The sequence below is a fragment of the Micromonospora sp. MA102 genome, assembly GCF_025460765.1.
GTDB classification, from domain to species: Bacteria; Actinomycetota; Actinomycetes; order Mycobacteriales; family Micromonosporaceae; genus Micromonospora; species Micromonospora halotolerans.
Window position 1 is genome coordinate 1 of record NZ_JAMWEG010000003.1, and the last position, 22,561, is coordinate 22,561.

A 22,561-nucleotide genomic window follows, 5' to 3' on the forward strand; every position below is an offset into this window, starting at 1 on the left:
TCTGAACGAGCGAACAACCACGGTTGTTTTGACATGTTCATAGAGTTACGGCGGTCATGGCGGAGGGGAAACGCCCGGTCACATTCCGAACCCGGAAGCTAAGCCCTCCAGCGCCGATGGTACTGCACTCGGGAGGGTGTGGGAGAGTAGGACACCGCCGGACAATCTTCCAGTCAGGGCCACCCTTCGGGGTGGCCCTGACTGCGTTTGTGGCGCGCTTCCGTGAATCGCCCCGGGCACGCCGCCGCGTCTCGTACCGTCGGTGCGGGAACCGCCCGCGCCTGCCCCGGCAGGCGGGCGGAAAACGTGACGTGGTGTACCCGCCGTTCCGTGATCGGGGCGGACCGGTGGGGGTACCTGCTGATGGTTCGGCCGGAACTGACCGCCAGGCGCTGGCGGAGGCAGGAGTGGTCATGAAGATCGGAATCATCGGGTCGGGGCACATCGGAGGCACCCTCACCCGGCGGCTGCGGACGCTGGGCCACGACGTCACGGTGGCGAACTCGCGCGGGCCGCAGAGCCTGGCCGACCTCGCCGCGGAGACCGGTGCCACGGCCGGCACCCTGGAGGAGGCCGTCCAGGGCGCCGAGCTGGTCGTCATCGCCATCCCGCTCCGGGCCGTGCCGGAGCTGCCGGCGGCGCTCTTCGACGGCAAGCTCGTCGTCGACGCGGACAACTACTACCCCGAGCGGGACGGCGACATCCCCGAGCTGCTCGACCGCAGCCTCAGCTCCAGCCGCTGGACCGCCGACCATCTCAAGGGCGCCCGGGTGGTGAAGGTCTTCAACAACATCCAGGCCGCGTACCTGATGGACCGCGGGCAGCCGGCGGGCACGCAGGACCGCATCGGGCTGCCGGTGGCCGCGGACGACGCCGACGCCAAGCGGCTGGTCATGGAACTCGTGGACGAGCTGGGCTTCGACCCGGTGGACGCCGGCACGCTCGACGAGAGCTGGCGGCAGCAGCCCGGCACCCCGGTCTACGGCACCGACCGCGACGCGGACGGCGTACGGCAGGGGTTGGCCGCGGCGCGGCCCTGAGCGGGCGTACGACAGGGGAAAGCCCCGCCGGCGATGTGGCCAGCGGGGCTTTGCCGTGCGTGCGTCAGGCGTGCGTCAGGCGGGCGGCTTGGCGCAGATGAAACGCGGCTCGGGGTCGTAGCGCCAGCTGAACTTCTCCCGCTTCACGACCTTGCCGTCCTTCTTGATCACCCGGTAGGCGTCCTGGGCGAAGCCCACGCTGCCGGCGGCGGAGATGCAGTCCGGGCCCGGATCCAGGTAGACCGTCCTGGGCTGGGTGATGTTGCGACGGGACCCGTACTCCGTCTTGACGCTGTCGTAGATCTTGGTGCTCCACATCGACACGGTGATCGTGCTGGCCGTGTAGGAGGTGTCGATCAGGACGCCGTACGGGGTGTTGTTGCGGAACTTGAAGTCCAGCTGGGGCCAGTAGATGGTCGACTCGATGACCGCGGGGTAGCGGCTGAAGTAGAACGAGTGCGGCTTGTGCTCGACGTCCTCCAGCCCGGCGTAGTAGCTGGCGTTGAAGAGCGTCGTGGTGAACTGCGAGACACCGCCACCCACACCCGGCACGAGCTTGCCGCCGACGATCGTCGGCGCGTCCTTGTAGCCCTGGTCGTAGCCGCGCTCGCCGGTGTGGCCGTTGAGCGAGAAGGTCTCCCCCGGCCGCACGATGGTGCCGTCCACGTCCTTTGCGGCCTGGACGATGTTCTGGCTGCGCGGCGAGGAGAGGCCACCGGGGAACCGGGTGGTGAAGGTGGAGACCCGCTCCTTGATGCCCAGCTCGGCGAGCTTGGCCTCGGTCAGCTCGGGCTCGGCCGGCTTCAGCGCCGCGGTCACCGTGCGGCCGTCCGCCTTGGGCAGCACGGCGAGCAGGTCCCGGCCGAGCGCTGCCGCGTCGACCTGCCGGCCGGCCCGGCCGGGCACCACCTTCGGCTTGCCGCCGCTGATGGTCAGCCCCGCGTCCCTGGGCGCGACCTCCAGCTTCGCCAGCCCGTCGCCGAGCGCGGCCCGCAGCCGCTTCACGTCGACGCGAGCGGTGAGCTTGCCCGTGTCGTCGGCGGCGAAGCGCAGCCCCCGGGCGATGGCGGTGGGCGGGATGGTGACCTTGCCGCCGTCGGTGGACAGCGTGACGGGCGCGGCGACGGCCGGACGGGCCAGCTCGGCGAGGAACCGGTCGACCTCCTCCCGGGTGGTGGCCGGCCACTTCTCCACCAGCGGCACGGTCACCGGATCCCCGGCCAGCCAGCCGGCGGTCACGACGCGGGCCGCGCCGGCCGCGTCGACGGTCAGCGCCGGCTTCGGGTAGACCGGCTTGGGGGTGGTGCCGGTGAAGATGATGGCGGGCATCGTCATCTCGCGGCCCTGGTCGCCCATGGCCGTGCGGAGCGCGGCCTCCAGGCGGGCGGTGTCGACGGTCACCACCGGCTCGACCGTGCGGGAGCCGACGAGGCGGCTCACCGGGTGCGCCTCGGCGGCGGCGGCCGCCGCCACGGTGGCGTCCACGTCGATGGCGAGCCCCACGTCGGCCGGCTTCAGCTCGGCCTTCTTCTCTCCGACGGTGACGGCGATCGGGGCGTTGAGCGTCGCGTCCCGGCGGGCCAGCTCGGCGTGGAGCGCCCGGGCCGCCTCGGCCCGGCTCCGACCGCCCAGCTCGGTGCCGAGGACCGTGGTGCCCCGGGGCACGTCGCCGGCGTACGCGTAGGTGCCGAGACCGGTGCCGGCGGCCAGCACGGCGGCGACGATCCCGCCGGCGAGCAGCATCCGCCGCCGGGACCGCCCCGACTTCCCGGGCCCGCCCGCGGCGGGTGCGGCGACCGGTTCCGGCTCGACGTCCGGCCAGCTCACCGCGGTCACCTTCACGGTGGGCCGGTCGTCGGCGGAAGGCACTTTTTCGCCGTACAGCGTCACAGCAACCTCGATCGGAAGTACCACGCGGGGACCGCTTCCCCCGCGGGAGACACCTACGGTAACCAACGCCCGAGCCGGCCGGGAGTCTCCGCCCCGGGGGTCGTCGGGGCCACCGCGCCCGCCGTACCCCGGTGTCGCCGTCGTCACCCCCGGCGGGCCTCCGCGCCGGTCCGGATCGTGGGACGGTGGCCGGGTGCGGACGGATGAGCGGACCCAGGCGTACGGCGGTGGCTGGCTGGACCGGGCGGGGGCGCTCCGCGCCGACCCGGGGTGGGTCGCCGCCCGCCTGAGCGACCCGGAGACCGAGTTGCTGCCGCTGTGGCGGGACCGGTGCCTGGTCTCGGCCGACCGGGTGCCGGTGCGCCGTTCCGCGGCCGGGGCGGCCGGGCTGGGCGCCGCCGCCGGCGAGACGGTCTTCCTCGGGCTGGACGCCGGCCGGGCGGTGTTCGCCGTGGACCTGTCCGGCCTGGGCGAGGCCGAGGCGTGCGAGCTGGCCGGTGCGGCCGAGGCGGTGGACGTGCGGGCGCTGGTGGGCGGGCTCGGGCCGGCCGAGGCGGCCGTTCAGGCGTACGCCAAGGGGTTGCTGCACTGGCACCGGGGTCAGCGGTTCTGCGGCGGCTGCGGGGCGGCCACGGTGGCGGGCCACGGCGGGCACACCCGGTCCTGCACCGGCCCCGGTTGCGGCCGGCTGCACTTCCCCCGGATCGAACCGGCGGTCATCGTGCTGGTCGAGGCGCCCGGTGAGCCGGAGCGCTGCCTGCTGGCCCGGCACCGCGGTGCGGCGGAGGACTCCTGGTCGACCCTGGCGGGCTTCGTGGAGGTCGGCGAGAGCCTGGAGGACGCGGTCCGCCGGGAGCTGGCCGAGGAGGCGGGCGTGGCAGTGGTCGATGTGGCGTACCAGGGTTCGCAGGCCTGGCCGTTCCCGGCCGGGCTGATGGTGGGCTTCCGCGCGACGGCCGCCTCCACGGAGGTGCGGGTGGACGGCGATGAGCTGGTGGATGCCCGCTGGTTCACGCGGGCGGAGCTGCGGGAGCGGGTGGCGGCGGGGCGCCCGCTGGGTCGGATCGACTCGATCGACCATCATCTGCTCGGATCCTGGTTGGACGGCCGGAGCTGACGGCCCGCCATCCGGCCAGCCGGGCCGGCCGGACGGGTGAACGGGACATCACCCTCAGCGGTCTGTCAGCGGCCCGTTACCGAACTGTGACGTATGCCCGTGACGGCTACCACAGGTGAAACGTCTCTGTCTTCCTGTCGTAATAGAGCCGTTTTGCCCCGAGCCGCTTGCTGTCGGGATGTTAACCGTTGGTAACCGTGAGAGATCTTGATACCACGACTGTGTTACCCGCCAGTAGCAAGGGACTTGTGAGGTCTGTCGCTTCGCGAGAGCATCCAATCCGCGTACCGCGCAGTCCGTCGGCACAACGGACCCGCGCCGCCCCGCAGCTTTCCCCGTCCCGCGTCGCGTCCTGCGCCGGTGACGCACCCCCGTCGAGGAGGACCTTGTGAGTGAATCGGAGAACCGCCAGATGAGTGGTGGCACCCGCTGGCGTCGTTTCGCCGCCGTGATGGTGCCCGCCACCGTCGTGGCCGGCGGCATCGTGCTGGGCATGGCGAACGGCGCCATCGCGGCCTCGTTCGCGGTCTCGGGCTCGACCTTCAAGGTCGGCGCCTCGAAGCTGGAGGGCAACGGCTTCAAGCAGTACGGCGGCCTGGTGAAGGAGAGCGACGGCACCCAGCACCCGGTGGCCGTCTCCGAGATCGCCGACGCCAAGCTCTACGACCTCTGCCAGTCGGTCAACGCCAGCCTTCCGGGCATCCCGATCGTGCTGACCATCAACGCCGGTGGTGGCGGCAAGCCGGCGACCGCCACCGACCTGCTGATCGACATGGACTCGCTCGAGGGCGACGCCACGTTCGAGAAGATCAAGATCGGCCGCGACGCGGGCGACATGAACCCGGCGCAGCCCGTCCTGCCCAAGTCCTTCGGCCAGAGCGCGGACAAGGTGACCATCACCGACCTGGAGCAGGTGGCGCGGTCCACCAGCGCCGGCGTCTTCACCCTCAACGGCCTGAAGCTGAAGGTCAACGTGGGCGCGGACGCCAAGGAATGCTTCTGATCTGATGTCGAGGCCCGCGGAGGGCGCCCTCCGCGGGCCTCGTTCTTGTCTCACGCCGTCAGCACCGCCAGGAGGAGTACGTGACAACCGCCGAGACGCAGCAGGCCGAGCCCGGTCGGGTCGGCCAGGCGTGGCGTAACTTCCGCCGGTGGCGGCGGACGCGGCCGTTCTGGGGCGGGCTCTTCACCGCGCTGGCCGGCCTCGAGATCTTCGGCACCACGCAGATGAGCCTCCACGGACTCACCTTCCAGATGGGGCCCACCGGCTTCCTGTCCTGGCTGATCCCGGTCATCCTCTTCACCTGCGGCATGCTGCTCTGGTTCAGCCCGCAGCAGCGCATGTTCTACGCGGTGGTCGCCGCGGTCACCGCGCTCTACTCGATGATCGGCGTGAACCTCGGCGGTTTCTTCATCGGCCTGCTGCTCGGCATGGTCGGTAGCGCCCTCGGCTTCGCCTGGGTGCCGCAGAAGCAGCCGGCCGCCGAGCCCGCCGAGCCCGCCGAGCCGGTGGAGCCGGTGGAGGAGGAGGACGAGGCGAGCGGGGAGCCGGAGCCGGCCCTCGTCGACGAGCTGCTGCCCCGGCAGCGCGAGGACGAGACGACCGGGGTCCTGACCGACACCCTGCCCGAGCCGCGTAACCCGCTGCGCGAGGCCGCTCCGGCGGACCCGCCCGGCGCCACCGACAGCACCCAGGTACTGCCGGCCGTCGGACCGGACACGCCGTCCGGCGGCGGGCACCGGGACCCCAGGGCGTACGCGATCCTGTTCGTCGTCGCCACCGTCTCGGCGGCCGGCCTGCTCGCGATCCGCGGTCAGGAACCGGCAGTCGCGGCACCGGCCGCCTGCCCGACGGCCACCGCACCGGCCCCGCGCCCGAGCGCGTCGGCGTCGGCCTCGGCGTCGGCGTCCGCCTCGGCCAGCCCGAGCACCGCGCCGGCCGAGGAGCAGAAGGACTCGGACGGCAACCTGCTGACCAACATCGTCGACGGCATCACCGACCTGTTCACCGGGGGCGACGACCCCGAGCCGTCGCCCAGCCCGAGCACCTCGACCGCCCCGGCAGCGGCCGCCGCCCCGGCGGCCACCGCGACCGGCACCGCCACGCCGAAGCCGAGCGGCAGCGCCACGACGAAGCCGTCCTCCCCGGCGAAGCCGGACGCCGACTGCGACAGCCCGGCGCCCACCAAACCGAAGCCGGTCGAGGAGGGCAAGCCGCTGCCGAAGCTGGCCGCGGACCCGGACCAGCCCATGGTCGCGGACCCGCCGTCCAAGCTCACCGGCTCCAAGGTGACCATGACCGGCCTGCGGTTCGAGGGGATCGTCGAGCTGCCCACCCGGGACGGCACGCTCAAGTGCCTGAAGTTCACGATGGACAAGGCCGTGACGGAGGACTTCACCCTCCTGGCGACCGGCCCGGCCGGCAAGAAGCAGCGGTACGTCACGGACCGGCTCACCGTCGAGGGCGACGTCGCCTTCTACGCCACCCGCTTCGTCGGGCGGCTGCTCGGCATCAAGATCACGCTCACCCCCGACCTGCCGTTCCCCGACGGCCTTCCCGTCACCTCGCCGATCCCGATCAGCTTCACCGACCCGGTGATCGACCTGGCCTACGAGAACTCCAGGTCGCTCACCGCCCGGCCGGTGCTCAAGCTCGACCTGGCCTGAGCCGGACGGCCCCAAGCGAAACGGCCGGGAGCCGGAGGAACCCCTCCGACTCCCGGCCGTCGTCGTCGCTCAGAGCCGGGCCAGCGCCCGGCGCAGCGGGTCGAGCCCCAGCGAGCCCAGGTCGAGCGCCTGGCGGTGGAACTCCTTGAGGTCGAAGTCGGCGCCCTTGCGGGCCTTCGCGTCCTCCCGGGCCTGGAGCCAGATCCGCTCGCCCACCTTGTACGAGGGCGCCTGCCCCGGCCAGCCCAGGTAGCGGTTCAGCTCGAAGCGCAGGTTCTCGTCCGGCACCCGGCAGTGCGCCCGCATGAACTCCCAGCCCAGCTCCGGCGTCCAGCGCTCGCCCGGGTGGAAGCCGAACGGGTTGTCGGCCGGGATCTCCAGCTCCAGGTGCATGCCGATGTCGACGATCACCCGGGCGGCCCGGAACGCCTGCCCGTCGAGCATGCCGAGCTTGTCGCCCGGGTCCTCCAGGTAGCCCAGCTCGTCCATCAGCCGCTCGGAGTAGAGCGCCCAACCCTCACCGTGCCCGGAGACCCAGCAGAGCAGCCGCTGCCAGCGGTTGAGCAGGTCGGCCCGGACGGCGGTCTGGGCGACCTGGAGGTGGTGGCCCGGCACGCCCTCGTGGTAGACCGTGGTCACCTCGCGCCAGGTGGAGAAGTCGGTGATGCCCTGCGGCACCGCCCACCACATCCGCCCCGGGCGGGAGAAGTCCTCGCTCGGGCCGGTGTAGTAGATGGCGCCGTCGCTGGTGGGGGCGAGGCAGCACTCGATCCGGCGGACCTGCTCCGGGATGTCGAAGTGGGTGCCGTGCAGCTCGCTGATCGCCTTGTCGGCGAGCGCCTGCATCCAGTCCCGGAACGCCTCCTTGCCCTGGATGGTCCGGGCCGGGTCCGCGTCCAGCGCACGTACGGCGTCGTCGACGGTGGCGCCGGGACCCACGATGCGCGCGGCAACGGCGCGCATCTCACTCTCCAGGCGGGCCAGCTCGGCGAAACCCCAGGCGTACGTCTCGTCGAGGTCGACCCGGGCGCCGAGGAAGTACTGCGAGGCCAGCTCGTAGCGGTCCCGGCCGGCGGCCTGCTTCTGCCGGCCCCGCGGGGCCAACTCGGTGCGGAGGAACTGCCCGAACTCGGCCGTGGCGGCCGTCGCGGCGGCCGCGCCCTTGCGCAGCTCCGTGCCGAGCGCGCCCTCGGCGCCGAGCCGCTCGGCGAGGCCGTGGAAGAAGTTGTCGCCGTTCGGGTCGACCCAGATGTCGCACTGCTTGGCGACCTCGACGAGCTGCACCTGCGAGCTGACCTGGCCGGCCGCCGCGGCCTCGCGCAGCGTGCGCTTGTAGCCCTCCAGCGCGCCGGCGAAGCGGTTGAGCCGGGCGGCCACGTTCGCCTTGGCGTCGTCGCCCTCGGTCGGCATGAGGTCGAAGACCATCCGCAGGTCGTGCAGCCCGCTGGCGATCACGTTGACCTCGCTGCCGGTCTCGCCGGCCTCGTGGCGGGCGAGCTCCAGGCCGAGGCGCTCCTGCATCGCCTCCTTGGCGGTGCGCTCCGCCTCGGTGTCCGGCTCGGTCACGTCGAGGTCGGCCAGCGTGCGCCGGGTCAGGTCGGCGCGGGCCTCGTAGCCCTCCGGGGAGAGGTCGTCGAGCTGGTCGTCGTAGCCGGCGATGCCGACGTAGGTGGCTCCGGTCGGGCTCAGCGGAGCCCAGTCGGCCACGTAGCGGTTGGCGAGGTCATCGATTCGTCCCACCAGGCGACCCTACGTGACCGGGCCGCCCCGGTGTCGACGGTGTTTTGCCGTGTTCCGCCCCGAGTGGATCCAGGGCCGTTGAGCCGCTGTGGCGGTCGACACGGCGTCCGAATATCGCGGGACTTCGTCGTACCCCTCCGGCAGAGTGTCAGGGGTGACAGTGGATATCACTCCTGACCGGGCGTCGGTGCGCAGCTGGCTGCCCGGATTCATCGCACTCGGCGTGATCTGGGGTTCCAGCTTCCTCTTCATCAAGGTGGGGGTGGCCGAGCTGCACCCGCTGCACCTCACCCTCTACCGCGTGGCCACCGGCGCGGCGACGCTGCTGGTGGTGCTGGCCGTGCTGCGTGACCGGCTGCCCCGCGAGCCCCGGGTCTGGGCGCACCTCGTGGTGGTGGCCGCCTTCGGCGTGGCGCTGCCGTTCACCCTGTTCGGCTTCGGTGAGCAGCGCGTCGAGTCGATGCTCGCCGGCATCTGGAACGCCACCACGCCGCTGATCGTGCTGCCGCTGGCGGTGCTGGTGTTCCGCACCGAGCGGCTGACCGTGCGCCGCGCGGTCGGGCTGGGGCTGGGCTTCGCCGGTGTGCTCGTGGTGCTCGGCGTCTGGGAGGGCGTGGGCGGGTCGCACTTCACCGGCCAGCTCATGTGCCTCGGGGCGGCCGCCTGCTACGGCGTGGCGATCCCCTACCAGAAGAAGTTCATCGCGGGCAGCGCGTACTCCGGGTTGTCGCTGTCGGCGGCGCAGCTGCTGGTGGCGACCGCGCAGCTCGCGCTGGTCGCGCCCCTCGTGGCGGGCGCGCCGCCGGTGCCCACCGGGCTCTCCGCGAAGGTGGTGGCCTCCGTGCTGGCGCTCGGCGCGCTCGGCACCGGGCTGGCCTTCGTGATCAACCTGCGCAACATCCGGGTCGCGGGAGCGAGCACGGCGTCCACCGTCACGTACCTGATCCCGGTGTTCGCGGTACTGGTCGGCGCGGTGGTGCTCGGTGAGCGGATGAACTGGCACCAGCCGGTGGGCGCCCTGGTCGTGCTGCTCGGCGTGGCCGTCGCGCAGGGCATGCTGGGCCGGCGCCGGCCCGCGCCGGCCCTCGCCACGGACACCCGGCCGGCGGTGCCGGCGGGCCGCTGACCGCCGGATCGGCGCGGCGGCGGTCCGGGGCTCCCGGACGCCACCACCGCGCGGTGGCGACCTCGTTCAGCGGCGGCCGGCCGTCCACTTCACCAGGCGGTCGGCCTTCCAGGTGTTGACCACCCGGTCCGCCGGCACCCCGCAGAGCGCGGCGCGTTCGCAGCCGAAACGCTGCCAGTCCAACTGGCCGGGGGCGTGCGCGTCGGTGTTGATGGCGAACCGGCAGCCCGCCTCCAGGGCGCGGCGGATCAGCCGCTTCGGCGGGTCCTGCCGCTCCGGCCGGGAGTTGATCTCGACGGCCACGTCGTGCTCCGCGCAGGCGGCGAAGACGGCCTCCGCGTCGAAGTCGCTCTCCTTGCGGGTGCGCGCCCGGTGCCCCCGGTCGCCCGGGCCGGTCACCCCCGCCGGCCGGGAGGAGACCATCCGCCCGGTGCAGTGACCGAGGATGTCCAGGTGCGGGTTGGCGATCGCGGCCAGCATCCGGCGGGTCATCTTCGCCCGGTCGTCGTTGAGGCCGCTGTGCACCGAGCCGACCACCACGTCGAGGCGGGCCAGCAGCTCGTCCTCCTGGTCCAGCGAGCCGTCGGCCAGGATGTCCACCTCGATGCCGGTGAGGATCCGGAAGCCCTTCGGCAGCGCCTCGTTCACCGCGGCCACGTGGTCGAGCTGCTTGCGCAGCCGGTCCGCCGTCAGCCCACGGGCCACCTTGAGCCGGGGCGAGTGGTCGGTGAGCACCACGTACTCGTGCCCCAGCTCGACCGCGGCCAGGGCCATCTCCTCGATGGGTGACCCGCCGTCGGACCAGTCCGAGTGGGTGTGGCAGTCGCCGCGCAGCGCGTCCCGCAGCTTCGCCGCGGCCTCGTCCAGGTCGGTGCCCTCGGTGGCGAGCAGCCGGCGCAGGTAGACGGGCTCCTCGCCGGCCAGTGACTCGGCCACGCAGCGGGCCGTGACGTCACCGACCCCGGACAGCTCGGTGAGCTTGCCGGTGCGTGCCCGCTCGGCCACCTCGCCGGCGGGCAGGGCGCCGAGCGCGTTGGCCGCCGACCGGAACGCCCGGACCCGGTAGGTGGCCTCGTTCGCCCGCTCCAGCAGGAACGCGATCCGCCGCAGGTCGGCGATGGGGTCCCGGGCAGTCATGCCCTGCAAACTACGCGCCCGGGCCGCCCGCCGCGCGGCGTCGCCCGGGGTGTCGGGAGTGGACGACGTCAGCCGGCCGCGGCGGAGCCGCTCGGCGCCTTCGGGCAGCCGTGCCGGCGCTGCCAGGCGGTCACCTCGGCGGCCGGCGCGCGGTTGCCCCGCTTGCGCCACGAGTCGAGGTACTTCGCCGGCCAGACGACGCCCCGCCGGATCCACCAGTCGTCGTGGCCGGTGCACTTCGGGGAGAGCCCGAAGTGCAGGTGGCAGACGTTGTTGGCGTTGCCGGTGTGGCCGACCTTCCCGAGCTGCTGACCGGCCCGGACGCGGACGCCGGCGTCGACGCCGGCGGCGATCGCGCTCAGGTGCGACCCGTAGTAGCGGACCCCGTCGTCACCGAGCAGCGACACCGACAGCCCGCCATTGTTCGGGCCGAGCGGCCCGCGCCGGCTGAAGCGGTCCACCCGGCTCACCTCCAGGATCACGCCGTCGGTGACCGCCACCACCGGCTCGCCGCAGTCGGCGAAGATGTCCGTCCCCGGGTACGCGGAGTGGGTGGGGTGGTAGTCGACGTTGCTGGCGCGAACCGGGAAGACATGCCGCGACCCGGTGCGGCTCGGCGACGGGGACGGCGTGGGCGGGGCGGCCGACGTGGCCGGGCCGGTCGGCGGGGCGGCCTGCGCCCCGGTGGCCGGCGCGCTCGGGCTCTGCCACGAGTTGCCCGGCGCCGCGGTGGGCCCGCCGCCCGGGGCGCACCCCGCTGCCAGCGCCGCCACGAGCAGCAGGACCGGGTACGCCGGACGCGTGCGGCGACCGATCGATGACGAGCGCATCCGGTCATCCTGGCAGACCACTACCGTAGGGACGAACGCTGAGACGGGTCCGACCCGGAGCCGTCGCTCTGCGTGACCTCGACACCTCTACGATCCGTGAAGGAGGCAGCGGTGACGAACGGCTGGCACGGCGTGGCCGGGGAGCCCGGCGCGGGCCGGGCGCGCCCGCTGCCGCGTACGCCGTCGGGACTCTTCCCGTCCGGTGCGCCGATGCGCCCGAGCTACCGCGAGCCGTACCCGGTGACCGGCGCCGGCGTCGCGGCCGGCGCGGTGACCGCGTTCGTCTGGCTGCTGCTGTTCGGCCTGCTCGGGCGGGACGTACCCGGCTACGCCTGGTGGACGCTCCTCGCCGGCGGGCTGGCCTGGCTGGCCGCCGCCGTGCTGGTCCGCTTCGGCGATCGGGGGGTGGCCACCGGGGTCGCGATCGTCACGGCGGGCGGCTGGAGCATCGCCGCCGCGGTCGTCGCGGTGCGCTGGGCGCAGAGCGGCGACTGGCCGCTCTGGTGACGGTCCGTGCCGGTTCCGCTGCGTAGCGAAGACCATCTTGACGTACGCGCGGTGACGGTCCACCCTCGCGGTATGGCCTGGATCACCCCGCCGCGGCTCGACCCCGAACGGAGCCGCCGCCGCCTGCAACTCCTCGCCGAGCTGGCCGGTGCCCGCACGGTGCGGCAGCGCGAACGGCCGCAGCAGCGGGCCCGCTCCGAGCGGCTGCGCGAGCTCATCGCGACCCGCCGGCGCATCGCCGGCTGACCGACTTTCTCCAGGTTCGACCGGCCCTTCGGGGCGTTGACCGGTCGCCTGCCGACCCGACCGGTTAACGTGCATCGCGTGACGAGTCGGCGTGCTGCCGAGGCCAATTTGGGGGGACCGTGTCGTACTTCGCTGCTGCCGTGGCGCGCGTCGAGGGCGCCTGGACCGCCGACGAGGTGAACCTGCGGGGGGTCACCGACATCGAGGAGGTGGCCGACCGCCTGCGCGACGTCGAGCCGGACGCCGACCTCTCCCTGCTGTTCGTCGAGGCCGACGACACGTATCTGGTGATCCTGCGCCTGGACGAGGGGGAGGACCTGCGGGTCTTCGGCTCCGACTCGGCGTACGCGGAGGAGTCCCGGCTGGGCGCGCTGCTGGTCGGGGACCTGAAGACCTCGGTCACCGGCCTGGAGGACGCCGACGAGCCACGCCCGGCCGCCGGTGGTGACGAGGAGATCGAGCAGCCGGCCGTGGACCCGGAGGCCGACCCGGTGGGCGACGCGGACCTCCTCGCCGACCTGGGCATCCCCGCGCCGAAGCTGCTCGCCCTCTGCGGCCACGAGGGAATGATGCCGGCCGACGTGACGGCCGAGATCTGCCAGGTGCTCGGCTGCGGCGACGAGGTCGAGGAGCTTCGTGAGGTCTGAGCCACCCGGCCCGGAGTGGACCGGCGGGGCGGAGCCGGCCGACGCGACCGACCCGGCGCTGGAGACCGTACGCCCCGGGCAGCCCACCCCGGGCCGGCCGGCACGCGTCGGTCCGGGCGCGGACGAGGGCCTGGCCGAGCCGGACGGCGTGGGTCGCCGGCAGCGGCACGAGCTGTGGATGCGCCGGGCCCTGGAGGTCGCGGTGACCGGCCCGGACAGCGTCCCCGGTGACGGCGCCGACGCGGTCGAGGACGTCCCGGTCGGCGCCGTGGTCTACGGCCCGGACGGCGCCGAGCTGGCGATCGGCCGCAACGAGCGGGAGCTGACCGGCGACCCGACGGCGCACGCCGAGGTGCTGGCGCTGCGCCGGGCCGCCGAGCGGCTGGGCCGCTGGCGGCTGGAGGGCTGCACCCTGGTCGTGTCCCTGGAGCCGTGCACGATGTGCGCGGGCGCCATCGCCCTGGCCCGCATCTCCACGGTGGTGTTCGGGGCGTGGGAGCCGAAGACGGGCGCCGTCGGCTCGCTCTGGGACGTGCTGCGCGACCGCCGCCTCACCCACCGCCCCGAGGTGTACGGCGGGGTGCGGGAGGCGGAGAGCGCGGCCCTGCTGCGCGCCTTCTTCCGCTGACCGTTCCCGGTCAGACCGGCGCGGGCGCGGGGCGGAGCAGGGTCGCGGCCACCGCCCGGGCCGCCTCGGTCCAGGCGGTCGGGCGCAGGGTGGCGGGGTCCAGCCGGACGATCGACCGGGTGCCGTCGGCGTGCAGGACGCTGCCGTCCACCGAGCGGAACTCGAAGGCGTAGCGGGCGCTGCTGGTGCCGAAGTGCTCCAGCCAGAAGTGCACCGCCACCGGGCCGACCCCGGTGACCGGGGCGCGGTAGGCGATGGTGAACTCCCGGACGGCGTGGAACACGTCGGGGGCGGCGTGCACGTCGCCGCGGAAGGCGACGCCGCGCTCGGCCCAGTACGGCGTCAGGGCGCGCTCCAGCAGCACCGCGTAGCGGGCGTTGTGCAGGATGCCCATGGCGTCGAGGTCGTCGAAGTGCACCGGGACGTGCTCGACGTGCCCGAACTCGACGGTGGTCTGACTCATGACGGGCCTTCCGGTAGCAGGGTCGGGTCGGGGCAGAGCGCCCGCAGCCGGTTCAGTAGGCCCTGGCGGGCGTGCCGGTAGGTGATGTCCGGATCGAGCAGCCGGGACCGCATGGCCGCGCTGATCCCCAGCGCGTCGATCTCGTACGCCAGCAGCGGCACGTCCAGGTCGGCGGGGAGTTCGCCGAGCTCGACGGCCTCCCGGACGAGGCGTTCGAGGAACGCGCTCCACCGGCCGAACGCCTCGGCGAGCCGGTCCCGGACCGGGCCGGGACGGGCGTTGTACTCGAACTCGGTGTTGGCGAAGAAGCAGCAACCGGGGAGGACCCGGGCGGCGTAGAACTCGATGCGTGCCTCGTGCAGCGCGCGCAGCCGCCGGACGCCCCGGGGAGCGCGCAGGGCGGGGCCGACGATCCGCTCCTCCCACTGCGTCACGGCGCGGTCGACGGTGGCGAGTTGCAGCGCCTCCTTGGAGCGCCAGTGCGCGAAGAGGCCGGACTTGCTGACCCCGAGCCGGTCGGCGAGCTGGGCGAGGGAGAGCCCGTCCAGGCCGACCTCGGTGGCCAGCGACACGGCGGTGTCCAGCACCGCGGTGCGGGTGCGGTCGCCGCGGGCGACGCGGCCGTCGGAGGTCATGCCGGCAGCGTAACCGAAATAAGAACGACCGGTCGTATTTATTCGTGTGACCCCGGTAACGCGGACCGCCCCGCCACTTCAACGGTGACGGGGCGGTCTCGGGTCCGGTCGGGTCAGGCGACGGCGGTGTCGAGAGCGATCTCGACCATCTGGCCGAACGTCTGCTCGCGCTCCTGCGACGTGGTCTTCTCGCCGGTCTTGATGTGGTCGCTGACGGTCAGGACGGTCAGCGCGCGGGCCTTGAACCGGGCCGCGATGGTGTAGAGCGCCGCCGACTCCATCTCCACCGCGAGCACGCCGTAGTCGGCCAGGGTGTCGTAGAGGTCCGGCCGGTCGGTGTAGAAGGCGTCCGCGGCCAGGATCGGGCCCACCCGCATGGTGATGCCGCGCCGCTCGGCCACCTCGACGGCGGTACGCAGCAGCCCGAAATCGGCCACCGGCGCGTAGTCGATCAACCCGTCGAACCGCATCCGGTTCATGTTCGAGTCGGTGGACGAGCCGATCGCCGCCACCACGTCCCGCAGCTGGAGGTCCTCGGTCAGGGCGCCGCAGGAGCCGACCCGGATCAGCGTCTTCACGCCGTACTCGTTGATCAGCTCGTGGGCGTAGATGGAGGCGGAGGGCATGCCCATGCCGGAGCCCTGGACGGAGACCTCGACGCCGTTCCAGCGGCCGGTGAAGCCCAGCATGCCGCGAACCGTCGTGTAGCAGCGGGCGTCCTCGAGGTAGGTCTCCGCGATCCACTTGGCCCGCAGCGGGTCACCCGGCATCAGGACCCGCTCGGCGATCTCTCCCGGCTCAGCGCCGATGTGCGTACTCATGGCAAGGATCCTGCCAGGCCGGGCGCGGGGATACCGGTTCGGTGTCCAGACCCGGGGTCCTGTACCCTACTCGGCGGTGGCGTGTCCGAGTGGCCTAAGGAGCACGCCTCGAAAGCGTGTGAGGGTTTACGCCCTCCGCGGGTTCAAATCCCGCCGCCACCGCTCGTGAGATGCGCGAACGCCCGGTCGATCCTGATGGATCGGCCGGGCGTTCCGCTTGTCATCGAATGATCTTGACCGGAGTGGAGAGCAGCTCGTTGTCCGCCGGGATCGCGTCCCGGTTCGGGCTCAGGTCCGCGGCCGCCCGGAAGGTGAGCTTCCCGAGCGCCAGGTCGTCGGCCGTCACCGTGTAGGTGAACGCGAAGCGGGTGGACCTGCCCGCCTCCCGGACCGGCACCAGCTGTGTCACCGCCCCGAGATGGGCGTAGTCCCCCGCGACGCTCTTGTAGAGGTCCACCTGGACGTTCTCCTCGTACCGGGTGTTCTGGACGTGGACCTCGACCGTGACGGTCTGCCCCACCCGGGCGCTCGTCGGCACCTTCACCCGCACGATCGCCACGTCATGGGTACGCACCTCGACCACCCGGGTGATCGAGTCGCTGCGCCCGTCCGGCGTCTCCACCGTCAGCCGGACCGGGTAGTCGCCGTCCCGGGGGAAGCGGTGGCCCGGGTTCGCCTCCGTCGAGGTCGCGCCGTCGCCGAAGTCCCAGGCGAAGGACTCGATACCCGCGCCGGCCGGATCGTGGGCGGTCTGGGAGAACGCGGTGAGGTCGAACGAATTGGGGTCGCTCCGGGAGTAGGCGAAGCCGGCGACAGGATCGGGTGCCTCCACCAGTTGGAAGGCGTGCGAGGCGATGCCGTCCCCACTGACCTGGAACAGGTACGTCCGGCCGGCTTCCGCCACGAAGGTCAGCGAGCGGTAGTCGTAGAGGCCGGTGCACCGGACGTAAGACAGGCCGCCGAGCGAGGAGCCGAGGTACACGTTGATGCCGGCGTACATCGGGTTTGTCTGGGCGACGACCGACGTGGTGGTCGTCGGCGTGTACGAGTACCAGGTGGTGTGCTGCGAGGAGGCGCAGACCGACGGCTCGCCCGCCTCGCGGGTGGCCGCCTCGTAGGGCTGGGTGTTCGAGTAGGGCAGCCCGGTGACCGCGATCGCGTCGGCGAAGTCGTCGTTCGGCGGCGGCGGGACGTAGCTGACCGAGAGCTGCAGCGAACCGCCGCCGGCCCCACCGTTGCCGCAGCAGACAGCGACCATGAGGCGGTAGGTGGTCCCGGCGGTGACCGGGAAGGCGACCCTCGACTGCTGGCCCTGGTGGTCGTCGTTGCACGCCAGGTGGGTGAAGGCCCCCGGCTCGCCGGTGAAGGCGGAGAGCACGGTGTCGTAGTCGCTGCCGATCGTGTCGGCCTGCAGGCGGCCGTCCCGCTCGGGCGTGACGGTGAACCAGACCGACCCCTTGTTGGCGCAGGTGGTCGGGTCGGTCGGGCCCGTCGTGGCTCCGCTGGTGTCGATCGTGGTGGTGAACGGAAGGGTCTCCACCGCGATGGCGGCGGAGTAGTCGTCGTTCGTCGGCGCGGCGAAGGCCGCGGTCTGCCCCGCGGCGAGCAGAGCGATCACTCCTCCGAAGGCGACGGCTAGTCGTGCGGCATGGCGTCTGACCACTGGATGTCCTCCCGGGCCCCGTATCCCTTGTGGATATGACCGGTTGACGGTAAGGCGCCGCATCGAGCGGCTTCGCTAAGAGAATGATGGGTTTTGGTTAAGGAGCGGGGTCACGAGGTCAGGCGGTTCCGCTTGTGTCGTGTTCCTCCCGCCGGGCCGGTGCGTCGGCGCGGATCCGTGGCAGCGGCAGGTCGGCCGCCGCACGCTCGGCGAAGTGGTCGAGCAGTTCCCGGTGCACGAAGATGTAGCCGTCACCGACCTGGCGCAGGAACAGGCACTGCACCGCGTGGTCGAGGAACGGCAGCAGCGGGTAGGGCACCAGGCCCTCCCGGGCGAGCCGGCGCCGGACCAGGACCTGCTCGATCATCGGGGCGAACGCGACCACGGTGAACAGCAGGAGCGCGGTGCCGCCACCGAGCAGCACCGCGAAGCGGAGCGCCTCGGCCGCGCCCCGGACCAGCGCGACCGGCACGAAGCCGAGCACGCCGACGATCACGCCGAGCGAGACGAGATCGGCCGCCATGGCGGTCAGCCGTTGCCGCAGCAGCGGGCTGGGCAGCTCGCGGCGGTCCGTGCGGGGCGGCAGCCGCCGGAAGTGGAGCCGCACCTGGGTGCTGTCGAGGGCGATCAGGGCGACCACCGTGGCGAGGAAGAACCCGCCGCCGTAACCGAGGCCGGCGGTCCAGCTCGGCCCGCCGGGGGCGAGCCAGCCGGTGAGCACGCCGACGGCCGCTCCGGCGGCGAGCGCCGAGACCTGGATGAGCCGTTCCAGCTCGGCGACGCTTTTGGTCCAGACCGCCTCCACCCAGCTCTCCGGTGGCCGGTGGTCGCGGTCGCCGATGGTCGAGGTCAGCTCGAACAGGCCGTCGTAGTTGACCACGTGCATGAGCACGGCCAGCGCCAGCATGCCGCCGGCGACCACCAGGCCGGTCACCGAGCCCAGCGCCCAGCCCGCCGTGCCGAACAGCGCGGCGAGCGCGGCGCAGCTGAGCAGCCGGGCGAGCGCCGTCGAGGTCCACGGCGCGGCCGGACGCCGGCTTGACCAGGACTCGTCGAGCATGTCCAGCACGAAGACCGTCTGGTCGCGCAGGCGCAGCACCCGGGCGAAAGTGGCGAGGTGGCCGGCGGTCCGCTCGGGGCGGTACCGGGGATGCGGCCGGCGCCGCAGCATCGTGTCGACGTACCGGGTGAAGAGCCGTTCGCGCCCGGAGCCGGTGTGGGCCGCGGTGGCTCCGGCGTCGCTCGGTTCCGCGTACGCCAGGGCCATGATGCTGAGCATCAGCGGCGAGTCGGCGAGCTGCCACAGCTCGGGGTCGGCGTCCAGGCCCGCCCGCAGCCCGCCCAGCCCCGGCCGGTCGACGTACCGCTCGATCTGGGACCGGTCCAGGGGCTGGATGGCGACCGTGCCGTAGAGGGGCAGCTCCGACCGGAGTCGTGCGTACTCCGCCTGGCGGCAGCAGACGGCGATCGGGGTGAGCGGCTGCCGCTGGTGGAACGCGGCGATCGCCTCCGCGCACTCGTCGCGGTGCTGCTCACCGACCTCGTCGAGGCCGTCCAGCAACGGCAGGATCTGCCCGGCCGCCACCCACGCGGTCGCCTGCTCGACCGGGATGCCGTACCGCTCGGTGAGCTGCTCGACGAGCCACCGGTCGAGGGGCCAGCGGAGGGTGGCCCAGGAGGCGAGGTTGAAGACGGCGGGGATCGGGGCGTCCGGGTCGTGGTCGGCGCGGTCGAGCAGGTCCCGGGCGAGTTCCAGCAGGGTGGTCGTCTTGCCGGCGCCGGGTGCGCCGACGATGACCACCGCCTGGTCGAGCTGGTCGAACAGGGCCGACATGGAGGTCCGGTCGTCCAGCGCGCCGGTGAAGCCGTCCCGGTGGCTGGCCCGCAGGCTCCACGGGTGCCGGCGGTCGGCGGCGGTCGCCGCGATGCCCAGCTCGATCCGGGCCTCCTCGTACAGGGACCGGTCCAGGACGCTTGTCACCCAGTAGCGGCGGACCCGCTCCAGCAGCACCTTCCGGGCCCGCGCCGCGCCGGCGGTCCCGGTCCGCCGCGGCTCCCGGCCGCGCTGCACCTCGATGGCCACGAGGACCGCCACCAGCAGCAGCACCAGCGGCCAGGCCAGCCAGAGGTACGGGGTCCAGCGTGCGGGCAGCGCCCCGGTGGCGACGTTCGTGGCCACGCCGAGCAGGGCCACGACGATCACCGACAGGCCGACCATGACCACCCGACGCATGCGTCGTCTCTACCGTCCCACCGGTCGGCCGCACAACCCCCCGGGCGGGCGGGTCAGCAGGGGCCGTAGCCCTCGTCGAAGAGGCGGCGGGCCCAGTCCGCGTACCCGGCGATGATCTTCCGGACCGTGGTGCCGTCGTGCAGGAAGAGGTACGCGCGGTCGCCGCTGCGGGCGAGCAGCCCGTCGAACCGGTGCATCTCCTGTGGAGCGTCGAGCCGGACCACCCGCGGGTACGCGGCGTGCACCGCGTCGACCGGCGTGCCGACGGTGATCCCCTCCGGGGTGCTCATCGGGTCGTCGAGCCAGAGCAGGACGAGCCGGTCGTCGACGAAGATCGGGCTGACCGAGCCGTGCCCGGCCAGTGTCGGCCCGCACGCGTCCTCCTCGGTGCGCAGCACGCCGCGCCGGGTCAGGTCCTCCTCGGTGGCGCCGAACTCGGCGTTGGCCAGCCCGTGGAGGCTGACCACCTCGGCGGCCCCGACCGGCCGGGCCGCCATCTCCGGCCCCTGTGGACGGACGCCGCTGCCGGCGATCGAGGCGGCCGTCAGCAGTACGGCGATGAAGCCGAATTGTCGTAGTTTCATGCAATCCCCCAGTCCCCAACGGGACCGGGGCGATTGAGTTGCTGGTGCTGGTCGGATTGGCGCAGTTCCCACTCCTCCGCCAGCTCGTCCCAGTAGTCCGCGGAGAGCCCACGGCGGCCGTGCGCCAGCCAGCCGGCCGTGTCCCGCTCCAGGTGCAGGCCCAGTTCGGCGAACGGGTCGATCCACGGCCCCGGCTCGGCCCCCAGCCGGGCGAGCGCCGCGTTGATCGGCCAGTCGGCGCGCGGCCGGTCGAGCCGGTCGTCGAAGCACGGCCCCCAGGCCGGCTCGCCACCCAGCCAGACCGCCGCGGCCTGGTGCCCCAGGCCGCCGGCGAACTCCGCCTCGAGGTAGGCCACCGGCCCCCGCCTGGACCAGCGGGCCAGCAGTTCGACAAGCGTTGGTGACAGGACGAGCTGGAACGGGTGTTCCGCCGACGGTTCCCCGGTGGCGAAGTCGGGCAGCCCGCCGGTCAGCTCCTCGACCAGTTGCGGGGTGACCGGCAGCAGCGCGAAGTCCTGGCGGAGCGCGGCGAGCACCGCGTGATCCAGCTCGGCGGTCTGCTCGCGCAGCAGCTCGACGTCGGCGACCACCGCGCTGAGCTGGTAACTCATCCGATCCCCTCGGTGTCCACAGGCTGTGGATGGAACATGTGTACGACGGCCGGTCAGTCCTCGCCGGCCGGTGTCGGGTCGGTCATCTCGAAGGCCATGAGGGTGGCGCCCACCCGGACCGTACCGGGGGCGTGCGGCGGCTGGGCGGCGTCGTGCAGCTCGGTCATGATCGCGTGCAGCCGCCGGCGCGCGGCCGCCCAGGCGTCGGGGGACACCCACAGCTCGGCGTCGGTGGTGACGCCGGACGTTCCCGGGGCGCGGCCGGCCACCCGGTCGAGCAGGTTGCGGGCGAGCGACTCGGCGAGCAGCGGCTGCCCCTCCTGCTGCTCGGTGAGCCAGGGGCCGCGCACCGCGCGGTAGCGGCGTTCCCGGCCGCCCCGCCGGGCGCGCACGTCGGCCAGTTCGACGAGGCCGGCGGCGTCCAGCCGGCGCAGGTGCTGGCTGGCCAGGGCGTGGGAGATGGACAGCTCCCGGGCCAGTGCGGCGGCGGAGAGCGGCGCGCTCCACAGCAGCGAGAGCATGCGCAGTCGTACCGGATGGGCCAGCGCGCGCAGGCGCGGATCGGCGGTGCTCACGGCCGCCATTGAACCGCACCGGCCCGGCGCACCCACCCCCAAGCATTGACTTGGGGGTGGGGTGTGGACAGAATCGCACCGCACGGGGGAGGTGCCATGAGCTGGGGTACGACCAGGGTGCTGGGCAACCGCGACGCCGGCCGCTACCTGGCCGGCGTGCTGGTGTCCGGCTTCGGCACGGCCGCCATGCTCCTGGTCGCCGGGATCTGGGTGAAGGACCTTACCGGGTCGAGCAGCCTGGCCGGGCTGGTCACCCTCGGCATCTGGGGACCCACCCTGGTGGCCCCGCTCATCGGAGTGCTGGCCGACCGGTTCCGCCGCCGGCCGCTGCTGATCGCCCTGCACCTGGCCATGGCCGCCCTGCTCCCGGCGCTGCTCCTGGTCGACTCCGCTGCTTGGGTCTGGCTGATCTTCGCGGTGACGGTCGCGTACGGGGTCAGCTTCGTGCTGATCGACTCGGCCGAGGCGGCGCTGGTGCCCACCGTGATCCCCGGGGAGCTGCTCGGCGACTTCAACGGGCTGCGGACGACGGTCAACGAGGGCATGAAGCTGGTCGCCCCGCTGGCCGGCGCCGGCCTCTTCGCCGCGTACGGCGGACACCCGGTGGTGCTGCTCGACGCCGCCACCTTCGCCCTCGCCGCCGTGCTGCTCACCCTGATCCGGGTACGCGAGGAGCCCCCACCGCCGCCCGAACCGTGGACCCGCCAGCTCGCCGAGGGGCTGGGTCACCTGCGCCGGCACGCGGCCCTGCGCCACCTCGTCGCCTGCACCGGCGCCACGCTGCTGCTGACCGGGATCAACGGTGCCGTCGCGTACGCCGTGGTGGACGACGGCCTGCACCGGCCGCCGGAGTTCAACGGGGTGCTCGCCACCGTGCAGGGCGTCGGCGCTCTGGTCGGGGGTCTGGCCGCGGGAACGTTGCTGCGCCGGCTCGGCGACCGGCGGCTGACCGCGGCGGCGGTCGCGGCCCTCGCCGCCGGGCTGGCCCTGCGCGCGGTGCCCGCCCTCGTCCCGGTGGCGGTCGGCACCCTGGCTGTCGGGTTCGGGGTGCCGCTCGTGCTGATCACCGTCTGGACCGCCGTGCAGCGGGAGACGCCGAACGCGCTGGTCGGGCGGGTCTCCGCGACGGTGAACACGCTGACCTTCGGCCCCGGCACGCTCGCCGTCCTGGCCGGCGCCGGCCTGCTGGAGCTGGTCGACCACCGGGTGGTCCTGTGGGTCGCGGCGGCCGGCGCGGCGCTGCTCGCCGGCGGGGCGCTGCGCGGCGGTCCGCGCCCGGGTGCGCGGATCGGGCCACCGACCGCCCAGCCGGCGGAAACCGCGCCCGCGGCGGCCGGCCCGTCCGCCGGGCCGGCGGGGCAGGGCTGACGGCGTACCCCGGGCGGGGGCCGACCCCGGGAT

General features: G+C 73.3%; 22 protein-coding genes, 1 tRNA gene and 1 rRNA gene. 12 read left to right on the forward strand and 12 right to left on the reverse strand.

The window, feature by feature from the left end:
• Positions 1-46: 46 nt before the first annotated feature.
• Positions 47-163 (forward strand): 5S ribosomal RNA (gene rrf / locus NFX44_RS06515).
• Positions 164-413: 250 nt separating this feature from the next.
• The gene (locus NFX44_RS06520; protein WP_262282603.1) at positions 414-1,040 is read left to right on the forward strand and encodes an NADPH-dependent F420 reductase; all 627 of its coding nucleotides are present in this window, start codon (positions 414-416) and stop codon (positions 1,038-1,040) included.
• Between the two features lie 75 nt (positions 1,041-1,115).
• Here the strand turns inward: NFX44_RS06520 and NFX44_RS06525 are convergent, their stop codons facing one another.
• Positions 1,116-2,930 carry a VanW family protein gene (locus tag NFX44_RS06525; RefSeq protein WP_262282604.1) on the reverse strand — a complete coding sequence of 605 codons (1,815 nt, stop codon included), beginning with the start codon at positions 2,928-2,930 and terminating at the stop codon, positions 1,116-1,118.
• A gap of 193 nt (positions 2,931-3,123) precedes the next feature.
• On the opposite strand from NFX44_RS06525, the gene nudC reads away from it, so the two are divergent.
• From nudC to NFX44_RS06540, 3 genes are all read left to right on the forward strand, one after another.
• Positions 3,124-4,047, forward strand: a complete 924-nt coding sequence (nudC, locus tag NFX44_RS06530) for an NAD(+) diphosphatase (protein ID WP_262282605.1) — start codon at positions 3,124-3,126, stop codon at positions 4,045-4,047.
• A gap of 412 nt (positions 4,048-4,459) precedes the next feature.
• Positions 4,460-5,050 (forward strand): DUF6230 family protein, encoded by a 591-nt coding sequence (locus NFX44_RS06535; RefSeq protein WP_262283154.1) that lies wholly within the window; start codon positions 4,460-4,462, stop codon positions 5,048-5,050.
• Between the two features lie 80 nt (positions 5,051-5,130).
• A complete protein-coding gene (locus NFX44_RS06540) occupies positions 5,131-6,714 on the forward strand; it encodes a DUF6114 domain-containing protein (RefSeq protein ID WP_262282606.1) in 1,584 nt (527 codons plus the stop codon).
• A gap of 69 nt (positions 6,715-6,783) precedes the next feature.
• On the opposite strand, the gene NFX44_RS06545 is transcribed toward NFX44_RS06540, so the two are convergent.
• Complete coding sequence (locus NFX44_RS06545; RefSeq protein ID WP_262282607.1) at positions 6,784-8,454, reverse strand: DUF885 domain-containing protein; 1,671 nt, start codon at positions 8,452-8,454, stop codon at positions 6,784-6,786.
• Positions 8,455-8,608: 154 nt separating this feature from the next.
• On the opposite strand from NFX44_RS06545, the gene NFX44_RS06550 reads away from it, so the two are divergent.
• Positions 8,609-9,580 carry a DMT family transporter gene (locus NFX44_RS06550; protein WP_262282608.1) on the forward strand — a complete coding sequence of 324 codons (972 nt, stop codon included), beginning with the start codon at positions 8,609-8,611 and terminating at the stop codon, positions 9,578-9,580.
• Positions 9,581-9,646: 66 nt separating this feature from the next.
• On the opposite strand, the gene NFX44_RS06555 is transcribed toward NFX44_RS06550, so the two are convergent.
• Entirely contained in the window at positions 9,647-10,717 is a 1,071-nt protein-coding gene (locus NFX44_RS06555) for a PHP domain-containing protein (protein WP_262282609.1), read from the reverse strand.
• A 68-nt stretch (positions 10,718-10,785) separates the two neighbouring features.
• Positions 10,786-11,547 (reverse strand): M23 family metallopeptidase, encoded by a 762-nt coding sequence (locus NFX44_RS06560; RefSeq protein WP_262282610.1) that lies wholly within the window; start codon positions 11,545-11,547, stop codon positions 10,786-10,788.
• A 132-nt stretch (positions 11,548-11,679) separates the two neighbouring features.
• On the opposite strand from NFX44_RS06560, the gene NFX44_RS06565 reads away from it, so the two are divergent.
• From NFX44_RS06565 to NFX44_RS06580, 4 genes are all read left to right on the forward strand, one after another.
• The gene (locus tag NFX44_RS06565) at positions 11,680-12,054 is read left to right on the forward strand and encodes a hypothetical protein (RefSeq protein ID WP_262283155.1); all 375 of its coding nucleotides are present in this window, start codon (positions 11,680-11,682) and stop codon (positions 12,052-12,054) included.
• 72 nt (positions 12,055-12,126) lie between these two features.
• The gene (locus NFX44_RS06570; protein ID WP_167364313.1) at positions 12,127-12,300 is read left to right on the forward strand and encodes a hypothetical protein; all 174 of its coding nucleotides are present in this window, start codon (positions 12,127-12,129) and stop codon (positions 12,298-12,300) included.
• A gap of 119 nt (positions 12,301-12,419) precedes the next feature.
• Entirely contained in the window at positions 12,420-12,947 is a 528-nt protein-coding gene (locus NFX44_RS06575; protein ID WP_262282611.1) for a tRNA adenosine deaminase-associated protein, read from the forward strand.
• Between the two features lie 178 nt (positions 12,948-13,125).
• Entirely contained in the window at positions 13,126-13,575 is a 450-nt protein-coding gene (locus tag NFX44_RS06580; RefSeq protein ID WP_262283156.1) for a nucleoside deaminase, read from the forward strand.
• A 10-nt stretch (positions 13,576-13,585) separates the two neighbouring features.
• Here NFX44_RS06580 and NFX44_RS06585 read toward each other — a convergent pair whose 3' ends face one another.
• The 3 genes from NFX44_RS06585 to deoD form a co-directional block, all read right to left on the reverse strand.
• The gene (locus tag NFX44_RS06585) at positions 13,586-14,038 is read right to left on the reverse strand and encodes a thioesterase family protein (protein ID WP_262282612.1); all 453 of its coding nucleotides are present in this window, start codon (positions 14,036-14,038) and stop codon (positions 13,586-13,588) included.
• On the reverse strand, positions 14,035-14,673 hold the full coding sequence (locus NFX44_RS06590) for a TetR/AcrR family transcriptional regulator (protein WP_262282613.1): 639 nt from the start codon (positions 14,671-14,673) through the stop codon (positions 14,035-14,037). Before NFX44_RS06590 ends, NFX44_RS06585 begins: the two co-directional genes overlap by 4 nt.
• A gap of 113 nt (positions 14,674-14,786) precedes the next feature.
• Positions 14,787-15,494, reverse strand: coding sequence for a purine-nucleoside phosphorylase (gene deoD, locus NFX44_RS06595; RefSeq protein ID WP_262282614.1), 708 nt, complete (start codon positions 15,492-15,494; stop codon positions 14,787-14,789).
• Between the two features lie 75 nt (positions 15,495-15,569).
• On the opposite strand from deoD, the gene NFX44_RS06600 reads away from it, so the two are divergent.
• A tRNA-Ser gene (locus NFX44_RS06600) sits at positions 15,570-15,656 on the forward strand.
• A gap of 58 nt (positions 15,657-15,714) precedes the next feature.
• On the opposite strand, the gene NFX44_RS06605 is transcribed toward NFX44_RS06600, so the two are convergent.
• The 5 genes from NFX44_RS06605 to NFX44_RS06625 all read right to left on the reverse strand — a co-directional run bounded on the left by NFX44_RS06605 (position 15,715) and on the right by NFX44_RS06625 (position 21,160).
• Positions 15,715-17,112: a PKD domain-containing protein gene (locus NFX44_RS06605; protein ID WP_262282615.1), complete on the reverse strand. Its 1,398-nt coding sequence runs from the start codon at positions 17,110-17,112 to the stop codon at positions 15,715-15,717.
• 163 nt (positions 17,113-17,275) lie between these two features.
• A complete protein-coding gene (locus tag NFX44_RS06610; protein ID WP_262282616.1) occupies positions 17,276-19,390 on the reverse strand; it encodes an NACHT domain-containing NTPase in 2,115 nt (704 codons plus the stop codon).
• 53 nt (positions 19,391-19,443) lie between these two features.
• Positions 19,444-19,887, reverse strand: a complete 444-nt coding sequence (locus tag NFX44_RS06615; protein ID WP_315974581.1) for a hypothetical protein — start codon at positions 19,885-19,887, stop codon at positions 19,444-19,446.
• Between the two features lie 83 nt (positions 19,888-19,970).
• Entirely contained in the window at positions 19,971-20,585 is a 615-nt protein-coding gene (locus NFX44_RS06620) for a hypothetical protein (RefSeq protein WP_262282618.1), read from the reverse strand.
• Between the two features lie 53 nt (positions 20,586-20,638).
• Entirely contained in the window at positions 20,639-21,160 is a 522-nt protein-coding gene (locus NFX44_RS06625; protein ID WP_262282619.1) for a winged helix-turn-helix domain-containing protein, read from the reverse strand.
• A 96-nt stretch (positions 21,161-21,256) separates the two neighbouring features.
• On the opposite strand from NFX44_RS06625, the gene NFX44_RS06630 reads away from it, so the two are divergent.
• Positions 21,257-22,528 carry an MFS transporter gene (locus NFX44_RS06630; RefSeq protein ID WP_262282620.1) on the forward strand — a complete coding sequence of 424 codons (1,272 nt, stop codon included), beginning with the start codon at positions 21,257-21,259 and terminating at the stop codon, positions 22,526-22,528.
• Positions 22,529-22,561 lie beyond the last annotated feature (33 nt).